At 65.0% G+C, this 16368-nt stretch carries 16 protein-coding genes; 6 read left to right on the top strand and 10 right to left on the bottom strand.

The features are described 5' to 3' along the window. Nucleotides 1-136: 136 nt before the first annotated feature. The 3 genes from prfA to QX034_RS11275 form a co-directional block, all read right to left on the bottom strand. The gene (gene prfA / locus QX034_RS11285) at nucleotides 137-1222 is read right to left on the bottom strand and encodes a peptide chain release factor 1 (protein ID WP_315702498.1); all 1086 of its coding nucleotides are present in this window, start codon (nucleotides 1220-1222) and stop codon (nucleotides 137-139) included. A gap of 62 nt (nucleotides 1223-1284) precedes the next feature. Beyond that, the gene (gene ptsP / locus QX034_RS11280; protein ID WP_315702499.1) at nucleotides 1285-3552 is read right to left on the bottom strand and encodes a phosphoenolpyruvate--protein phosphotransferase; all 2268 of its coding nucleotides are present in this window, start codon (nucleotides 3550-3552) and stop codon (nucleotides 1285-1287) included. A gap of 303 nt (nucleotides 3553-3855) precedes the next feature. Next, nucleotides 3856-5112: an aspartate kinase gene (locus QX034_RS11275; RefSeq protein ID WP_315702500.1), complete on the bottom strand. Its 1257-nt coding sequence runs from the start codon at nucleotides 5110-5112 to the stop codon at nucleotides 3856-3858. A 172-nt stretch (nucleotides 5113-5284) separates the two neighbouring features. On the opposite strand from QX034_RS11275, the gene QX034_RS11270 reads away from it, so the two are divergent. The 3 genes from QX034_RS11270 to QX034_RS11260 all read left to right on the top strand — a co-directional run bounded on the left by QX034_RS11270 (nucleotide 5285) and on the right by QX034_RS11260 (nucleotide 7607). Next, on the top strand, nucleotides 5285-5752 hold the full coding sequence (locus QX034_RS11270) for a PH domain-containing protein (RefSeq protein ID WP_315702501.1): 468 nt from the start codon (nucleotides 5285-5287) through the stop codon (nucleotides 5750-5752). Between the two features lie 12 nt (nucleotides 5753-5764). Beyond that, nucleotides 5765-6535: a bifunctional 2-polyprenyl-6-hydroxyphenol methylase/3-demethylubiquinol 3-O-methyltransferase UbiG gene (ubiG, locus tag QX034_RS11265; RefSeq protein ID WP_315702502.1), complete on the top strand. Its 771-nt coding sequence runs from the start codon at nucleotides 5765-5767 to the stop codon at nucleotides 6533-6535. A gap of 172 nt (nucleotides 6536-6707) precedes the next feature. Further along, a complete protein-coding gene (locus tag QX034_RS11260; protein WP_315702503.1) occupies nucleotides 6708-7607 on the top strand; it encodes a DMT family transporter in 900 nt (299 codons plus the stop codon). A gap of 13 nt (nucleotides 7608-7620) precedes the next feature. Here the strand turns inward: QX034_RS11260 and QX034_RS11255 are convergent, their stop codons facing one another. Genes QX034_RS11255 through QX034_RS11240 form a run of 4 tightly spaced genes read right to left on the bottom strand, consistent with a single transcriptional unit; the run spans nucleotide 7621 to nucleotide 10079 of the window. Beyond that, nucleotides 7621-8091 carry a DUF1178 family protein gene (locus QX034_RS11255; protein WP_315702504.1) on the bottom strand — a complete coding sequence of 157 codons (471 nt, stop codon included), beginning with the start codon at nucleotides 8089-8091 and terminating at the stop codon, nucleotides 7621-7623. Continuing rightward, nucleotides 8088-8966, bottom strand: a complete 879-nt coding sequence (locus QX034_RS11250; protein ID WP_316165201.1) for a carbon-nitrogen hydrolase family protein — start codon at nucleotides 8964-8966, stop codon at nucleotides 8088-8090. The genes QX034_RS11255 and QX034_RS11250 overlap by 4 nt, the downstream gene beginning before the upstream one ends. Beyond that, entirely contained in the window at nucleotides 8963-9238 is a 276-nt protein-coding gene (gene grxC, locus QX034_RS11245) for a glutaredoxin 3 (protein WP_315702506.1), read from the bottom strand. The genes QX034_RS11250 and grxC overlap by 4 nt, the downstream gene beginning before the upstream one ends. A 31-nt stretch (nucleotides 9239-9269) precedes the next feature. After that, nucleotides 9270-10079, bottom strand: a complete 810-nt coding sequence (locus tag QX034_RS11240; protein WP_316196064.1) for a ComF family protein — start codon at nucleotides 10077-10079, stop codon at nucleotides 9270-9272. Nucleotides 10080-10158: 79 nt separating this feature from the next. Between QX034_RS11240 and QX034_RS11235 the strand changes: the two genes are divergently transcribed. Continuing rightward, entirely contained in the window at nucleotides 10159-11004 is an 846-nt protein-coding gene (locus tag QX034_RS11235) for a methyltransferase domain-containing protein (RefSeq protein WP_315769335.1), read from the top strand. Nucleotides 11005-11127: 123 nt separating this feature from the next. On the opposite strand, the gene QX034_RS11230 is transcribed toward QX034_RS11235, so the two are convergent. Next, nucleotides 11128-11538, bottom strand: a complete 411-nt coding sequence (locus QX034_RS11230) for a (deoxy)nucleoside triphosphate pyrophosphohydrolase (RefSeq protein WP_315702509.1) — start codon at nucleotides 11536-11538, stop codon at nucleotides 11128-11130. A gap of 293 nt (nucleotides 11539-11831) precedes the next feature. On the opposite strand from QX034_RS11230, the gene QX034_RS11225 reads away from it, so the two are divergent. Continuing rightward, entirely contained in the window at nucleotides 11832-13178 is a 1347-nt protein-coding gene (locus QX034_RS11225) for a TadE/TadG family type IV pilus assembly protein (RefSeq protein WP_315702510.1), read from the top strand. A gap of 222 nt (nucleotides 13179-13400) precedes the next feature. Then, nucleotides 13401-13652 carry a hypothetical protein gene (locus QX034_RS11220; protein ID WP_315702511.1) on the top strand — a complete coding sequence of 84 codons (252 nt, stop codon included), beginning with the start codon at nucleotides 13401-13403 and terminating at the stop codon, nucleotides 13650-13652. A gap of 4 nt (nucleotides 13653-13656) precedes the next feature. Here QX034_RS11220 and argJ read toward each other — a convergent pair whose 3' ends face one another. Together argJ and QX034_RS11210 are read right to left on the bottom strand one after the other, a co-directional pair. Continuing rightward, the gene (gene argJ / locus QX034_RS11215) at nucleotides 13657-14898 is read right to left on the bottom strand and encodes a bifunctional glutamate N-acetyltransferase/amino-acid acetyltransferase ArgJ (RefSeq protein WP_315702512.1); all 1242 of its coding nucleotides are present in this window, start codon (nucleotides 14896-14898) and stop codon (nucleotides 13657-13659) included. Nucleotides 14899-15215: 317 nt separating this feature from the next. After that, nucleotides 15216-16133: a peptidylprolyl isomerase gene (locus QX034_RS11210; RefSeq protein WP_316188685.1), complete on the bottom strand. Its 918-nt coding sequence runs from the start codon at nucleotides 16131-16133 to the stop codon at nucleotides 15216-15218. Between the last annotated feature and the right edge of the window lie 235 nt (nucleotides 16134-16368).

The following is a 16368-nucleotide window of genomic DNA, read 5'->3' as shown; positions in this document are numbered from 1 at the left end:
TGGTCGATACGAGAGGTCGGAGTTGTCTGCTGCTGCGACCACGAAGACGGGTGGTTATGGGTCCCGGCGTGCGCCGGGACGACATCTGAAATGCCGCGGCGTCGTCGCGCCAGGGCGAACAGAGCGCAGATGCTTGTCACGCCGCTGCGCCCTGCGCAGCCAGCTGCGCCGCCTGATGCTCCGTGGTCAGCGCGTCGATCAGCTCGCCCAGCGCTTCGCCTGCGATCACCTGCGGCAGCTTGTAGAGGGTCAGGTTGATGCGGTGATCGGTCACGCGCCCTTGCGGGAAATTATAAGTCCGGATGCGCTCAGAGCGATCGCCGGAGCCAACCTTCTCCTTGCGGTCGGCGGAGCGCGCCGCATCCACCTTCTGTCGCTCGGCGTCGTAGATGCGCGAGCGCAGGATGTTCATCGCCGAGGCCCGGTTCTTATGCTGCGAGCGGCTGTCCTGCATCATCACGACGATTCCTGTCGGCAGATGGGTGATGCGGATCGCCGATTCGGTCTTGTTGACGTGCTGGCCGCCGGCGCCTTGCGCGCGCATGGTCTCGATGCGCAGATCGTCGTTCTTGATGTCGACGTCGACATCCTCGACTTCGGGCAGCACGGCCACGGTCGCCGCCGAGGTGTGGATGCGCCCTTGCGTTTCGGTGTCGGGCACGCGCTGCACCCGGTGCACGCCGGATTCGAACTTCAATTTCGCAAAGGCGCCGCGGCCCTGAATCTCGGCGATGATTTCCTTGTAGCCGCCAACGGTGCCTTCGGAGGCCGAGATCACCTCGACCTTCCAGCCCTGCAACGCCGCAAAGCGCTCATACATGCGGAACAGGTCGCCCGCGAACAACGAGGCCTCGTCGCCGCCGGTGCCGGCGCGGATTTCGAGCACGACGTTGCGATCGTCCATCGCGTCCTTCGGCAGTAGCGCCACGCGGATCTTCTGCTCGAGCTCGGCGCGGCGCTCGATCAGCTCCTCGCGCTCGGCCTCGGCCATTGCGCGCATCTCCGGGTCGGTGGCGGGATCTGAGATCAGCGCCTCCGCGTCGGCGAGCTCCTTCACCGCTGCACGATAGGTCTTCACCGCCTCGATCACGGGATTGAGCTCGGCGAGCTCGCGGGTGATCTGGACATATTTGTCGGAATTGACCTGGCCGAGCAGCTCCGCTTCCAGCGCGGCGTGATGCGCGAGCATGATGTCCAGTTTGGCTTCGGGAAGCGATGACATGACAGAATCTCAGGATAAACGATTTTCGGGAGCAAATGAGCGGCGGAGCGGCGGCGGTGCCGCTACAAGGCCAGGCCTTCGGCCTCGGCGAACTCGGCCAGCTTCTGCCGGATCGAGATGCTGCCGGCGGGCTCTGCGAGCAACTGATCCATCGCGGCCTCGGCCTTGCGGGCATCGAGTTCGAGCAGCATCGCCTTCACCGGGCCATGCGCGGTCGCCGACAGCGATAGCGAGCGATAGCCGAGCGCGATCAGCGCCAGCGCACCGATCGGTCTGGAAGCCATCTCGCCGCACAGCGAGACCGATTTCCTGGCGCGTTGGGCCTTGCGCACCACGTCGCGCAGCGCCCGCAGAATCGGCGCTGACAGCGTATCGAAGCGTTCGGAGACTTTGGCGTTGCCCCGGTCGACCGCGAACAGGAACTGGAACAGGTCGTTCGAGCCCACCGAGATGAAGTCGACCTTGGTGAGCAGCTCGTCGAGCTGATAGAGCAGCGCCGGCACCTCGAGCATGGTGCCGACGTCGATGCGTTCGGGCAGCGTATGGCCGTGCTGGCGCAAATAGGTCAGCTCGCGCTCGACGATCGCCTTGGCGGCGTCGAATTCGGCGACCTCCGAGACCATTGGGAACATGATGCGCAGGGCGCGGCCGCCGCCGGCGCGCAACAGCGCTCGGATCTGGCCGCGCAACAGTCCTGGACGGTCGAGCCCGAGGCGGATCGCGCGCCAGCCAAGCGCGGGATTCTCCTCGATCACCGTCTCCATATAGGGCAGGGCCTTGTCGCCGCCGATATCGAGCGTGCGGAATGTGACCGGCCGCGATCCGGCCGCATCGAGCACGGCGCGGTAGAGCGCGAGCTGGTCGCTCGAGCGCGGCAGGTTCGCCGAGACCATGAATTGCAGCTCGGTTCGGAACAGTCCGATGCCGGCACTGCCGGTGTCCTCGATATGCGGCAGGTCGATGACGAGCCCGGCATTGATCATCAATTCGACCGGCTGGCCATCCTTGGTGACGCAGGGCTTGTTGCGCAGCTCGCTATATTGCGCCTGGCGGCGGGCGCGGAAGCGCACCCGTTCCGCATAGGCGGATTCGATCTCGGCCGACGGCCGCACATAGATCGAGCCCGATGTGCCGTCGACGATGATGGCGTCGCCGGGATCGGCGATGCCCGGCGCGTTCGGCACTTCGCCGACGGCCGGAATGCCCAGCGCGCGCGCCACGATCGCGACGTGGGAATTGGTGGTGCCTTCCTCGAGCACGAGGCCGCGCAGCCGTTTGCGATCGTAGTCGAGCAGCGCGGCCGGACCCATGGCGCGCGCGATCAGGATCGCGTTGTCGGGCAATTGCTCGCGCGAGGGCGCGTGGTCGCGGCCGACGAGCTGGCGCAACAGGCGATAGCCGAGGTCCTCGAGATCGTGCAGCCGTTCGCGCAGGTAAGGGTCGGTCGAACGCAGCATGCGGGCGCGGGTGTCGGACTGCACGCGCTCGACCGCCGCCTCGGCCGTCAAGCCGGTTGCCACTGCCTCGTGCAGCTTGTGCGACCAGCCCTGGTCATTGGCGAACATGCGGTAAGCTTCGAGCACGTCGCGGTGCTCGCCGCCATCGGCGACGTCGCCCCGTTCCAGCATGCGGTCGAGATCGGCGCGCAGCATGAGCAGTGCCGCATCGAGCCGCTTGATCTCCTTCGGCAGGTCCTCGGCGATGTAGTTGTTGACCACCACGCGCGGTTCATGGAGCACGACATGGCCGAGCGCGATGCCGTCCGACAGCACCGTTCCGGTTTTGTGGATCGAATGGCGGACCGCCGGCTCGGCGCCGGGTTGCGCCAATGCCGCGAGCTCGCCGGAGGCGATCATCTCGGCGAGCACCATCGCGGTGGTCTGCAGCGCCTCGACCTCTTCCTCGACATAGGTGCGCTTGGCGCGGTTCTGCACAACCAGCACGCCGAGCGTGTTGCCGGCGCGCAGGATCGGCACGCCGAGGAAGGAGTGGTAGATTTCTTCGCCGGTCTCGGGGCGGTAGGAGAACGCCGGATGGCTCTGCGCGTCGTTCAGATTGAGCGGCGTGGCCTCGCTCGCGACGAGGCCAACCAGGCCTTCATGCGCGCTCAGCACCGTCATGTGCACCGCGTCGCGGTTCAGACCTTCGGTGGCGTAGAGCTCGAGCGTATTGTCGACGCGCAGCACGTAGACCGAGCAGACCTCGGCCACCATATTGGCCGCGATCAGCACCACGATCTTGTCGAGGCGCTCCTGTGCCGAGACCTGCTCCGCCATGGTCTCGCGAAGCCGTCTCAGTAAGACGCGGGGCCCTCCCGACGCGCTTCGCATGTGGCACAATCCCCCTTCTTGGGACCAGTTCGGTGGTCAGCCCGAATCTGGTGCTAAGCTTGCGAAATACAACAGCTTTCTTGATGCGAGGCCGTCGTAGCCCCATGCGCCGGCCCGAATCGGGACAGCCATCGCCGGGGGCGCAATTGCAGCGATTATTCTGCGATGGCCGTATAGCGAATCGGGACTTGTTTTGCCAAGCAAAACGCCTGCCAGCCCCGGCCGCGTCAACGGCTTTCGGAGCGTCCGCAGAACGTTTTCAGGTCCTGCTGTTGCACAGCGGGATCCGGAGGGAAGCGTCTTCTAGACCTGGTCCAACCCGTAGAGCGTATGCAGCGTCCGCACCGCAAGCTCGGTATAGGCGGCGTCGATCAGGACCGAGAACTTGATCTCGGAGGTGGTGATGGCCCGGATATTGATGTTGCGGGCCGCCAGCGCGGCGAAGGCCTGGGCCGCAACCCCGGCATGGCTGCGCATGCCGCTGCCGATCACCGACACTTTGGCGACATCGGTGGCGGTATCGAGCCGGTGATAGCCGATCTTGTCCTTGGCGGCGGAAATGGTCTCACGCGCGCGATTATAGTCGGTCGCCGGCACCGTGAAGGTGAGGTCGGTGGTCTTGCCGTCCTCCGACACGTTCTGCACGATCATGTCGACATTGATGTTGGCGTCGGCGAGGGGCCCGAAGATCGAGGCCGCGATTCCCGGCTTGTCCTCGATCTGGCGCACCGAGATCTGGGCTTCGTCCTTGGAGAAGGCGATGCCGGTGACGACGTGATTTTCCATGATTTGCTCCTCGCTGCAGATCAGCGTGCCCGGCGGCTGATTGGCGTGGGGGTCGATATCCTCAGGCTTGTCGAAGCTGGAACGGACGAAGATCGGCATGTTGTGCACCATGCCCAGTTCCACTGACCGTACCTGCAGCACCTTGGCGCCCTGCGAGGCCAGTTCCAACATGTCCTCGAAGGCGATCTTGCCGAGCCGTTTCGCCTTGGGAACCACCCGTGGGTCGGTCGTGTAGACGCCGTCGACGTCGGTGTAGATGTCGCAGCGGTCGGCCTTGATCGCGGCCGCGATCGCGACCGCGGAGGTATCGGAGCCGCCGCGGCCGAGTGTGGTGATTCGATTGGTCTGCGGGTCGACGCCCTGGAAGCCCGCGATGACGGCAACCTCCTTGCGCTCCTTGAAGCGCTGGATCAGTTCGGACCCGTCGATATCGACGATGCGGGCGGAGGCGTGGGCATCGCTCGTCTTGATAGGTATTTGCCAGCCCTGCCAGGAGCGGGCCTGGATACCCATGCTTTGCAGCACGATCGCGAGCAGGCCGGAGGTCACCTGCTCGCCCGACGCCACCACGGCGTCATATTCGCGCGCATCATGCATCGGCGAGGCCTCGGTGCACCAGGCGACCAACTCGTTGGTCTTGCCGGCCATCGCGGAGACGACCACGGCGACTTCGTGGCCCGCGTCGACCTCGCGCTTCACATGGCGCGCGACGTTGCGGATACGGTCGATATTGGCGACGGATGTGCCGCCGAATTTCAGCACGAGGCGGCTCATGACGGCGCGCTCAATTCCCTCGGGGAGGATAAGTTGGTGGGCCGGCGCGAAACCGGAGGCGCGCCAGCCGAAAGGCGCGTATACAGAGCGGCGCGGCCGGGGGCAAGCGGGTTCCTGGATCGGGGCTTTCAACTCTTCCCCGGGCCGCGCAGGTGAGGTAGAGGCGAAGGTAATGGGGCGTTATATCGACGAGATCTTGCAGCCCGGGGAGAAGGTGCTGTATTCGACCAACGCGCATTGGATGTTCTATCTGCCTGCCATCGGCGCCTGGATCGTTGTATTTGCGCTGTTGATCCTGTCGCAAGGCACTGCCGTCTACAACCTGTCCTTGATCTGCCTCGCCGCCGCGGCGGTCATTGCCGTGGTCGCGCTGTATTGGACCGTCAGGGCCTGGTTCCACCGCATGACCACCGAGACCGACGTGACCAATAAGCGCGTCGTGCACAAGACCGGCTTCATCAAGCGCCGAACCTTCGAGATCGCGCTGGACAAGGTGGAGAGCGTCGACGTCAATCAGACCATCATGGGCCGCATCCTCAATTACGGCGACGTCACCATCATGGGTGTCGGCGAGGGCAGGGAGACGATCGCGACCATCGCCGAGCCGCTCGCGTTCCGCAACGCGATTACTGCACGCTAAAGGGGCGAGTTCATGTCGATGCCACAGGACACCGCCTCCACAGCGTCCGCCCAGACGTCCACCGTCGATCCGGCCGAGATCGCGAAATTCTCCAAACTGTCGGAGACCTGGTGGGACCCCAAGGGCAAGATGGCGCCCCTGCACAAGATCAATCCGCTGCGGCTCGCCTATATCCGCGACGCCGCCTGCCGGAAGTTCGAGCGCAACGCCAAGAGCCTGAACTGCCTGTCCGGCCTGCGCATGCTCGACATCGGCTGCGGTGCCGGCCTGTTGTGCGAGCCGTTCACGCGGCTCGGCGCGCAGGTGGTCGGCGTCGACCCGTCCGCGAGCAACATTGCCGCGGCGAAGCTGCACGCAGAGAAAGGGCATCTGTCGATCGACTATCGCAACACCGCGATCGAAGAGATGGATCCGCGCGAACGCTTCGACATCGTGCTGGCGATGGAAGTGGTCGAGCATGTCGTCGATGTCGGCGCTTTTCTCGGGCGCTGCGCCTCGGTGCTCAAGCCCGGCGGCATGATGGTGGTCTCGACCTTGAACCGCAACTGGAAGAGCTTCGCGCTTGCGATCGTGGGCGCCGAATATGTGCTGCGCTGGCTGCCGCGCGGCACGCATCAGTGGAACAAGTTCATCACGCCGGACGAACTCACCAAACATCTGCTCGACGCGCGGCTGGTCGTCACCGAGCAGAGCGGCGTGGTCTACAGCCCGTTCGCCGACCGCTGGAGCCTGTCGTCCGACATGGACGTCAACTACATGCTGGTTGCGGAGCAGATGGTGTAGATTGATTTTGGTTTCCGGCGCCGCGGCCTCGTACACTGTATCGTCCCTGCGCAAGCGGGGCTTGCACGACAGCGTGCTTGCGGCATCAGCCGCAATGCAGACATGCGGCGTCCCGCGGTTGACCTCGTGAGCTCCGCTTTGCACGGTGGCTGCGTTCAGCCGGCTCTCAGTTATGCTCTCCCTCACCTCGCTCTGGATTCCCTTCACCCTGATCGCCGCCGCCGGTCAGGTCGCGCGCAACGCGATGCAGCGGTCGTTGACGGCGAAGCTCGGCACGTGGGGCGCCACCAACATCCGCTTCCTGTTCGGCTTCCCGTTCTCGCTGTTGTTTCTGGCTGCGGTGCTGCTGAGTTCGGGCGACCACCTGCCGTGGCCGCCGGCTGCGTTCTGGCCCTGGCTGCTCCTGGGTGCGCTGACCCAGATCCTCGGTACCGGCCTGATGCTTCTGGCCATGACCGACCGGTCCTTCGTGGTGACGACCGCGTATTTGAAAACGGAGGCGATCCAGACCGCGATTTTCGGGTTCGTGTTCCTGGGCGATCCGCTGTCGGTCACCAAGCTGGTTGCGATCGGGATCGCGACCCTCGGCGTGGTTGTCACAGCGCTGCGGCCGGGCGGCGAGACGCGGTTTGCGGCATGGAAGCCCACCATCATCGGCCTGGTCGCGGCCGCATCCTTTGCCCTTTCGGCGGTCGGCTTTCGCGGCGCGATTATCGCGGTCGAAGGCGTCTCCTTCGTGACGGCCGCGTCGTACACGCTGGTCTGCGGCCTGTTCGTGCAGACGCTGATCCTGAGCGTTTACCTCCTGGCGCGGGCGCCGGAGGTGCTGCGGGGCATCCTCGCGCTGTGGCGGCCGTCGATGCTGGCCGGCTTCGTCGGCGCGTTCGCCTCGCAATTCTGGTTCCTGGCCTTTGCGCTGACCGCGGCCGCCAACGTCCGCACCCTCGCGTTGGTCGAGGTGCTGTTCGCGCAGGCCGTATCGCACTATTCGTTCAAGCAGCCGGTGTCATTGCGCGAAGTTTCGGGCATCGTGCTGATCGTTGCCGGCGTGGCAATGCTGATCGCCGCCTGATGCGCTACGCCAGTCAATTCCGGTCGTCCGGCAGAACCGGCAGCGGCGCCACCTCGATGCCTTCGTCGATCAGCTCGCGTGCTTCCTGCAGCGAGGCTTCGCCATAGATCGGCCGGTGCTCGGCCTCGCCGTAATGCATCTTGCGCGCTTCGGTCGGGAAGCGCTCGCCGACATCGTCGGCGTGCTTGACGATGTGGTCGCGCAGCTCCTTGAGCTTGGCGCGCAGCTCCTGCTCCTGCGCCATCATCAGCGGGGTCGGTCCGGGCGGAATGACCTCGGCCGCCGGGGCGGGGACCGGCAGATTGGCCTCCCGTCCCTTCTTGCCGACGATCCGCGGCGCCATGATCGCCTTCTCGACCTTGGTCGAGCCGCAGACCGGACATTCCACAAGCTTGCGCTTCACCTGCGATTCGTACGCGGACGAACTCTGAAACCAGCTGTCGAACGCATGGTCGCGTTCGCAGCGCAGGGCGTAGCGGATCATACCGATCCCCGCACCAGGTGCAGATAGTCGGGGCCGGCCTTGGGGTCGGCGACGCTAAAGCGCCGGCCGTGCTGCAGGGAGGGGATCGCCTTGCGCGCGGTCTCGACGCGGGAGGGATCGATGCGCGCCAGGAACACGCCGGGCTCGACGCCGCCTTCGGCCAGCACCTCGCCCCAGGGATCGATGATGAGCGAATGGCCGAAGGTCTCGCGCTTGTTCTCGTGCAGGCCGCATTGGGCGGCCGCGAACACGAAGCAGCCGGTCTCGATCGCCCGTGCCCGCAGCAGCGTGTGCCAATGCGCTTCGCCGGTTTTGCGGGTGAACGCGGAGGGCACGCTGATGAACGAGGCGCCGCTCTCGGCCAGCGCCCGATAGAGCGCCGGAAAGCGTACGTCGTAGCAGATGGTCAGTCCGATCCGGCCCCAGGGCAGGTCCGAGATCACGGCGGTCTCGCCCGGCTGGTAGTTCGCCGATTCCCGGTAGCTCTCGCCGCCCGGCAGATCGATGTCGAACATGTGGATCTTGTCGTAGCTCGCGAGGATGTCACCCTCCGGCCCGATCAGGAAGGAGCGGTTGACCGCCTTGTCCTCGGAGAAGCGCAGCGCCAGCGAACCGATATGCAGATGGACCTTCAGCTCCTTGGCCAGCGCGCGATATGCCTTCAGCGAGGGATCCTCGTCCTCGCTCTTCAATTGCTCGAACAGCGCCGCCCGGTTGAGCTGCATCATGTTGCTCACTTCCGGCGTCTGCACGTAGTCGGCACCTTGCGCGACCGCCTCCCGGATCAGCCTTGTGCCCTGCTCGAGGCTCGGCTCAGGCAGGAGGGAGGTGCGCATCTGCACCATGGCGGCCGTGAAGCTGCGATCCGTGCTCATGATGTTGCCTTTTCCCCCGCCAGCATCGCGTCGAGCCGGCCCTCCCGATCGAGCGCATAGAGATCGTCGCAGCCGCCGATATGTCTCTCGCCGATGAAGATCTGCGGAAAGGTCGAGCCGGGTCCGACCCGATCATACATCTGCTGCCGGTACGACGGGTCCTTGCCGGCATCATATTCGGTGAAAGTGGCCTTCTTGCGAGAAAGCAGCGACTTGGCTGCGGAACAATAGCCGCAGCCCGGGCGGGTGTAGATTTCAATAGCAGCTGTCATCTCGCGCTCGAATGTTTTCCAAAGTGCAGGATTATATGGGACTTCGCGGCGCATCGACAACCCGGGCGAAGACCAGCACGCTGACCTCTGCAGCCTTGGCCCTGAGCAGCGCGCGTGCGCAGGCGTCGACCGTCGCACCTGTTGTCAAGACATCGTCGACCAGCACGATCCGGCGCCCCTGCACATCGGAAAGGCAGTCCGGCGCGACCTGGAAGGCGCCCTGCACGTTGCTGGCGCGCTGGCTGCGCGACAGCCCGACCTGCTGCTCGGTCGCGCGCACCCGGCGCAGGAGGTCGCTCCGGAGCCTGACGCCGGTCTCGCGTGCGACCGACCGCGCCAGCGCCCCGGACTGGTTGTAGCGGCGGCCAAAGCCGCGCCGCCAATGCAGTGGCACCGGCACCAGCGCATCGGCGCCCTCGAGCAGCTCGCGGCCGGCCCGCGCCATCCAGCGGCCCATCACCGGCGCGAGATCGGTGCGATCCTGGTATTTCAGGGCGTGAACCAGGGTGCGGGCCACCTCGTCATAGCGGACCGCCGCGCGTGCCCTCGCATAGGCCGGGGGGCTCGCGATCGCTTCCATCGACAGCAGCTCCGGGCCGGGATCGTAGACGAAGGGAATGCCGAGCTTCGGACAATAGGGGCGCTCGATGAACGACAATTTGCCCCAGCAGGCGGCGCAGACGCCCTCGCCATCCACCGGTTCGCGGCAGGAAATGCACAGCGTCGGCAGGGCGATGTCGAGCGCGAGCTTGGCGAGACAAGCGCAAGCGCCGTTGATGGCGCCGAAAGCGGTGCGCATCCTGGTCGCAGCTGAACGGAGGGGAGCGATGCCGACGTCCATGCGTTGACGGTACCGCCGCTCCAGCAGAGGCTCAAGCGGCGGATTGCTAAGGCCCCTCAGATCGGCGTAACCACGGGCCATGACGACCAATCCCAATTCCGCGCCCATCCTGTTCGATCGCGCGCTGCTGGCAGCGCGGCAGCGCCGCGCGGCGCGCGCGCCCGAGACGTTCCTGATGGACCGCGTCGTCGAGGACATGGGCGACCGGCTGCTGGCTGTGAACCGCAGCTTTGCCGATGTTGCCGACATCTGGTCGCCAGGCGGCCTGCGGGCGCCGTTCGTCGATCGCTTTGCGAAATTCTCGCATGTGGTCGCGCCGGAGACCGCGCGGGAGGAACTGGGCGTCGCGCCACAATCGCTCGATCTGGCGCTGTCCGCGCTCGCGTTTCAGTTCGTCAACGATCTGCCCGGCGTGCTGGCGCAGATCCGCCGCAGCTTGCGGCCCGACGGGCTGTTGCTGGCGGCGATGATCGGCGGCGACAGCCTGACCGAGCTGCGGCAGGCGTTCGCTGCCGCGGAGGCCGAATGCGAGGGCGGGGTGTCGCCGCGGGTGGCGCCCTTCGCCGATCTGCGCGACATCGGCGGCCTGTTGCAGCGTACCGGATTCGCGCTTCCTGTCAGCGATGTCGATCGCGTGGTGGTGCGCTATGCCAATGCGTTCAGCCTGATGCAGGACATCAGGCGCATGGGCGCCGCCAACAGCCTGATCGAGCGGCGGCGCACGCCGACCCGCCGGTCGACGTTGCTCCGTATGGCCGAGATCTACGCCGAGCGGTTCGCCGATCCCGACGGCCGCATCCGTGCCACCTTCGATATCATCTGGCTGTCGGGCTGGGCCCCGCATGAGAGCCAGCAGAAGCCGCTGAAGCCCGGCTCGGCGACAGCCAGGCTTGAGGACGCGGTGAAGCGCGGAACGAAGGCTTAAGTCCGCATGTCACTCGTCATGCCCGCGCTCGTCGCAGGCATCCCACGTCTTTCCCGCTGCCGCATCGTGGATAGCCGGGTCAAGCCCGGCGATGACGGAGTATGCGGTGCCGTCCGTGCTCTGTCACATCAACAGATCGATCAGATGCGGAATCAGCGGAATGTCGGCGGGCGGCATCGGATAGTCGCGCAGTTTGTTGGCCCGCACCCAGGCAAGCGTCTGGCCCTCGCGCGCCGCCACCTGTCCTTCCCAGCGCCGGCAGATATAGAGCGGCATCAAGAGGTGGAAATTCTCGTAAGCGTGGCTCGCAAAGGTCAGCGGCGCGAGGCACGGCTCGCTGACGGTGATGCCGAGCTCCTCATGCAGCTCGCGGATCAGGCTCGTTTCCGGCCGTTCGCCGGGTTCGACCTTGCCGCCCGGGAATTCCCAGAGGCCTGCCAGCGTCTTGCCGGGCGGACGCTGCGCCAGCAGCACGCGCTTGTCGGCATCGATCAGGGCGCAGGCGACGACGAGCGTGAGTTTGAATTCGGCCATGTTCGATGCTGTTCGCTCTTCGCGGTTCGATGTCTACAGGCTGCAGCCACGCCGCAGCGGTTACCGTTCTTTAACCAGTGAATTCGAAGTTCGCCAGCTGCCTGCTGCAGATGCTGCACGAGGGTCCGAATTCGACGTTCGCCGACGAGGCCGCTTACGAAATGGAGCGAACTTCGGATTCCGACCTTGGAAGGGGCCGATTTCTACGATCGAAATAAGCCAAGTTTAATCTGTTTTCGCGCAATTCTACGGGACTTGGCCGTTACAGGCGCACGTTCGTCAGGCATTGTCCCATGAGTTCTTTGTCCAGTTTATTCACGCGATTTCGCCGCGACACCAAGGCCAATATTGCGGTCACCTTCGCCATCGTCTGCGTGCCGGTGATCTCGGCGGTCGGCTGCGCTGTCGACTATAGCCGTCACAACCAGGTCCGGGCCAAGCTGCAGGCCGCAGTCGACGCTGCCTCGGTCGGTGCCGTGTCCAGGACGTCGCCGGCCTTCGCTGCTGCGGGCTCGATGACTTCGGATGGCACGATCGACGTGGGCAATACCGATGCAAAGAACATCTTCAACGGCAATATCGCCGGCAGCACCGGCTACACGCTGACCAGCCTGACGCCGCTGGTGGAGAAGAAGGGTTCGGTGGTCACCGCCACCGTGTCTTACACGGCGACCATGCCGACCATGTTCATGAACGTGGTCGGGATCAAGTCGATGACCATGAACGGCTCCTCGACGGCCACGGCGACGATGCCGAAATATATCGATTTCTATCTGCTCCTGGACAACTCGCCGTCGATGGGCGTGGCGGCGACGCCGGCCGACGTGACCAAGATGGTCAGCAACACGCCGGACAAGTGTGCTTTCGCCTGCCACGACTACAACACGTCAAAGAATTACTACAATCTCGCCAAGTCGCTCGGTGTGACCACGCGGATCGACGTGTTGCGCAGCGCCACCCAGCAACTGATGGATACGGCGGCGCAGACCCAGACCTATCAAAACCAGTTCCGGATGGCGATCTACGATTTCGGCGCAGCGTCGAAGACGATCGGCCTGCGGGCGCTGTTCAGCCTGTCATCGAGCCTGTCGAGCGCCAAGACGGCGGCCGGAAACATCGACCTGATGGGGGTCTACGGCAACAACGACGCCTACACCGCCGACAAGGACACCCAGTTCAGCACCATCTTTCCCGCGATCAACAACCAGATCCCGAACCCGGGCGACGGCAGCGCCGGCTCGCCGCTTAAATATCTGTTCTTCGTCTCCGACGGTGTGGCGGACGAGAGCAACACCGGCTGCCTGAAGCCGATGAAGAACACGACCTTCGGCAATATTTCGCCGCGCTGCCAGTCGCCGATCAATCCCGCGCTCTGCAAGACGCTCAAGGACCGCGGCATCAAGATCGCCGTGCTCTACACCACCTATCTGCAGCTGCCGACCAACAGCTGGTACATGGCCTGGATCGATCCCTTCAACAAGGGACCGTTCGGTCCATCACCGAACAGCGAGATCGCGCAGAACATGCAGGCCTGCGCCTCGGACGGCTTCTACTTCGAGGTCTCGCCGACGCAGGGGATCGCGGACGCGATGAACGCGCTGTTCAAGAAGGCGGTCGCCGACGCGCGCATCAGCGGTTGAAGTCTGCTCGGGCTCTGCAGCTGCATGGAGGCATTGATTTATAACTCCGCCTCAGCTCTATTCGCGCTCCAGTTGTCGTCGCAATCATCGGGCGGGACAGGCATGATCAGGACAATAGGATTTGCGTGGATGGTGGCTTTGGTGCTCAGCACCCAGGCCTCCGCGGGGACCTGCAGTGTTCCTTTCATCAGGACCCTTAACAATCAGACTGTCGAAGGAACAATGTTCGCGGTCACCGGCAAGCGCTGCAGCATCATTCTGACGCGTTCAATGGGACCGACTTTTGGCACGCGGCTGGTTTCCCCGCCGAGCAACGGCGCCGTCTCGATCAGTGGCAACCGGATCGTGTACGTGTCTCGGCCCGGCTTCGTCGGCGAGGATCATCTCGTCTATGCGCGCGAGGGGCAGGACATGCTTAATCACCCGGTCACGCGCACCGTCAATCTCACGGTCAAGGTCGCAGGGCGGCTCTGAGCGGCTACGACCTGTAATCGCCGTTGATCGCGACATAGTCCTTGGTGAGGTCGCAGGTCAGCACGCGGTCGCGGCCCTTGCCAAGGCCGAGCGCGACCTTGATCTGGATGGTCTGCGCCTTCATCGCCTCCGAGACTTCCGTCTCGTCATAGGACGGATCGCGCGCTCCCTTGTTGGCGACGCGGATGCCGTTGAACGAGATCGAGAGCTTGTCGCGATCGGCCGGCTCGCCGGCCTTGCCGACAGCCATCACCACGCGGCCCCAATTGGCGTCCTCGCCGGCGATCGCGGTCTTCACCAGCGGCGAATTGGCGATCGACATCGCGATCTTGCGCGCCGACGGCTTGCTCTTGGCGCCCTCGACGATGATCTCGACCAGCTTGCGTGCGCCTTCGCCATCGCGGGCCACCTGCTCGGCCAGGTTGGCCAGCACGGCGTTGAAGGCCTTGACGAAGGCCTTAAGCCTGGGATCGCTGGCCCGGCTGATCTTCGGCGCGCCATTGGCGGCCGCCGCACCGGTGGCAAAGGCGAGCAGGGTGTCGGAGGTCGAGGTGTCGCCGTCGATCGTCACCGCGTTGAAGGTGTCCTCCACGCCGGCCTTGAGCAGCGCCTGCAGCGCCGGGGCGGAGATCGGTGCGTCGGTGAAGATGAAGGACAGCATGGTCGCCATGTCGGGCGCGATCATGCCGGCGCCCTTGGCCATGCCGTTGATCGTCACCTTGGCCTTGCCGAGCTTCACGGTCGCGGTCGCGACTTTCGGGAAGGTGTCGGTGGTCATGATGGCTTGCGCCGCGCCCATCCAGTCCTCGGGTATGGCGGTGCCGGCCAAGCCCTGCAGCACGCCGTCGAATTTGGTGGCGTCGAGTGGCTCGCCGATCACGCCGGTCGAGGCCAGGAAGATCTCGTCCTGCTTGCAGCCGACGGCCTTGGCAGCGATCGAGGCGGTCAGTGCAGTCGATTGCCGGCCGGTCTTGCCAGTGAAGGCGTTGGCATTGCCGGAATTGACCACGAGCGCGCGGGCCTTGCCGCCCTTGAGCTTGGCACGGCACCATTCCACCGGCGCCGAGGGACATTTGGACAGCGTGAACACGCCGGCAACGGTTGTGCCAGGGTCGAGCAGGGCCAACAGGACGTCGGTGCGGTTCTTGTAGCGGATGCCGGCGGCCGCGGTGGCGAGCTTGACGCCCGCAACAGCGGGCATGTCGGGAACGTCGGTCGGGGCGAGCGGAGAAACGGCTGAGGACATCGGGCTTCCGGCGGCAGGATTGGCGGGAGCCGCTCTGTATCACTTTCGATGCCAGGGTGGGAGAGTGAGTGCGCCGTACTCCGCTGTCGTCCGCGCGAACGCGGGGACCCATAACCACCTGAGTTGCTGACGTGCCCGGTACTTGCCGCGTGCCCGCATCGAGCATCACGCGATCTGGGTCCCGGCGCCGGGACGACACCGTTGATGCGGAGACGTCCTGTGCCCCCGCGGACGGGCGTCGCCAAAAAAAAGCCCCGGCGCAAGGCCGGGGCGATACTGATTATGACGAGCGGATGACGCGTATGGCGTCCCTCGTTTTACTTCTTGGCCGGATCGGCCGGCTTGCTTGCATCCGCCGGCTTCGCGGCATCCGGCTTGGCGGCCGCATCCGCCGGCTTGTCGGTGCGCTCGATCTTGGCGTCGGCGCGCAGCTTGGCGACGTAGTCGGCCTGCGCCTTGCGGGTGACATAGGTCTCGATCTGGCTCTTGACCTGGTCGAACTCCGGCGGCTTGCGGTTGCGCTTCTCTTCAACCTTGATGATGTGCCAGCCGAACTGGGTCTTCACCGGATCGGAGATCTTGCCCGGCTCCAGCGCGAAGGCGACCTTGGCGAATTCCGGGACCATCTGCTCCTTGGTGAAGAAGCCGAGATCGCCGCCGTCGGAGGCGCCGGGGTCCTTGGACTTCTTCTTCGCGAGTTCGGCGAAGTCGGCACCCTTGTCGAGCTCAGCCTTCACGGCCTTGGCTTCGTCCTCGGTCTCGACCAGGATATGCCGGGCATGCACCTCCTGCTCGCCGCCGATCTGCTTGGAGGCCTCGTCATAGACCTTCTTCATCGCATCGTCGGTGGTCGCGGCCTTGCCCTCGCTGGCGAGCAGGCTGTCCATCAACAGGCGGTTGCGGGTGAAGCCGAGGCGCTTCTTGAAATCCTCGGTGTCGGCGATCTTCTTGTCCTCGGCCGCCTTCGCGACGAGCTTCATGTCGATCAGGAACGACAGCACATTGTCGTCCCGGCTGGCCGGATCCATCTGTGCCAGGCTCGGCCCCAGCTCCTCCTCGGCGAGCGCCACGTCGCTCTTGCGGATTTCAACGCCGTTCACCTTGGCGAGCACGGGGTTCGGGTCCTCCGCGGCGCGCACGGGGCCCGCGATCAGGGTCAGCGCGAGACTGCCGGCCAGCGCGGTCGCGAGGCCGAAGCGCAGGCCGGTTTTCGTAACCGGGAACGAGGTGGTCATGGAAAATCCTTCTTGAAGTGAGGGCGCGAGAGGGACCTCAAAGCGGCGGGACACTCGCCCAATCGCGCGGCCTTGGCAACGCGAAAAGTCTGTCAATTTCGTGAAATTCGCGACAGGTCAGGGCCGATTTGGCAGGCGCGGCGCGCCGTTGACAAGCATGCCCCCCAGCCATATCTCTGGCCGATCGCTTCAAGGGCGATAGCGCTTATTTTACTGCGTTTTTGGCCGTTGGACC

Source organism: Bradyrhizobium sp. SZCCHNR3119 (genome assembly GCF_032487775.1).
Taxonomy (GTDB): Bacteria; Pseudomonadota; Alphaproteobacteria; order Rhizobiales; family Xanthobacteraceae; genus Bradyrhizobium.
The sequence above is the reverse complement of the archived record's forward strand: the minus strand, read 5'-3'. Positions and strand labels throughout refer to the sequence as shown.